This window comes from Auritidibacter ignavus (assembly GCF_003703835.1).
GTDB classification, from domain to species: Bacteria; Actinomycetota; Actinomycetes; order Actinomycetales; family Micrococcaceae; genus Auritidibacter; species Auritidibacter ignavus.
In genome coordinates, this window is record NZ_RDQR01000049.1 from 1 (window position 1) to 1,247 (window position 1,247).

A 1,247-nucleotide genomic window follows, 5' to 3' on the forward strand; every position below is an offset into this window, starting at 1 on the left:
GGGGTGGCCTAAGAATTAGGTCCACTTGGTTTAAGCGTTGACCGTGTTTTCTTGTCTCCATTGTTCCGCATACTGCCGCGGGCTGAGGTAGCCCAGTGATGAGTGCGGATGGAAGTCATTGTAGCGCCGTGACCATTGGGCCACGAGTAGGCGGGCATGGTCGAGATTTTCGATACTGTTATCTTCCAAGAGTTCGTCTCGCATCCGGTTATGGAACGACTCAACGAACCCGTTATGCCAGGGCTGGCCTGGCGGGATGAACGCTTGGATCGTCTCATCCTCGGCCGCCCAAGCCTCGAGGGCGTGGGCGATGAACTCAGGCCCGTTATCCATCCGGATCACCCTAGGGCGTCCTCTGTGCTCCAGACAAGCCACGTCAAGGAGTTCGATCACCGAGCCCGCATCAATCTTTTTATCGACCGCGAAGGCGAGGTGTTCGCGGGTGTATTCATCAATAATGTTGCAGATCTTGATTGTCTTGCCGTGCCATGTTGAATCGAACTGGAAGTCCAGTGCCCACACCTCGTTCGGGTACTGGCCGGACCGAACATCGCGCTGGACGTGTCCATTGAGGCGTTTACGCTTCTTGCGAGGCAACACGCGCAGACCCTCTTCACGCCACATCCTGCGGAAAGTTTCCCGGCATATCCCATACCCCTCAGCCAAGGCGTTCCTCCAGGCACGCCGGTGTCCCCACCGGCGGTGATCACGCGCGAACTCGTGCATCCACTCGCGCAGGTCTGCGTACTTATCAGGTTTGCTTTCACGGGTCCTAGCGCGCCGGTAAGCGCTACGGGAGAGCCCAACAATCTGGCAGGCATATCTTTGGGAGTAGCCCAGCCCGACCAGATGCCAGACGGCATCATGGCGGCGAGCTGGGCTTAGAAGTTTCCCTGCGATAATTCTTTCCACGCAGCCTTCTCCAGCTCTGCCTGACCAAGGAGACGCTTCAAGCGCGTGTTTTCCTCGCGCAATCGCTGGAGCTCTTTCGCCTCGCTCTTCGTCATCGACCCATAGGTAGCCTGCCACCTGTTCAACGTGGCTTCGCTAATCCCCAACGCGGTCAGGATCTGAGCTGTCGTTGATCCCGATTCCTTCAACTCCCGCGCCTCATCGAGCTTACGAACAATCTGCTCGGGAGTATGCTTGCTGAACTTCTTCACCATTCATCCATTCTCCCCACCCACAGGCGGGGCATCAATGGACAACACTCAAGTCACCTGGACCTAAAAACCTAGGGCACTCCA

At 57.1% G+C, this 1,247-nt stretch carries 2 protein-coding genes; both read right to left on the reverse strand.

Translation table 11 applies throughout. The features are described from left to right. Positions 1–30: 30 nt before the first annotated feature. Positions 31–912, reverse strand: coding sequence for an IS3 family transposase (locus DYI20_RS12110; RefSeq protein WP_158278494.1), 882 nt, complete (start codon positions 910–912; stop codon positions 31–33). Further along, positions 882–1,166: a transposase gene (locus DYI20_RS12115; RefSeq protein WP_110111033.1), complete on the reverse strand. Its 285-nt coding sequence runs from the start codon at positions 1,164–1,166 to the stop codon at positions 882–884. The genes DYI20_RS12110 and DYI20_RS12115 overlap by 31 nt, the downstream gene beginning before the upstream one ends. Positions 1,167–1,247: the final 81 nt, after the last annotated feature.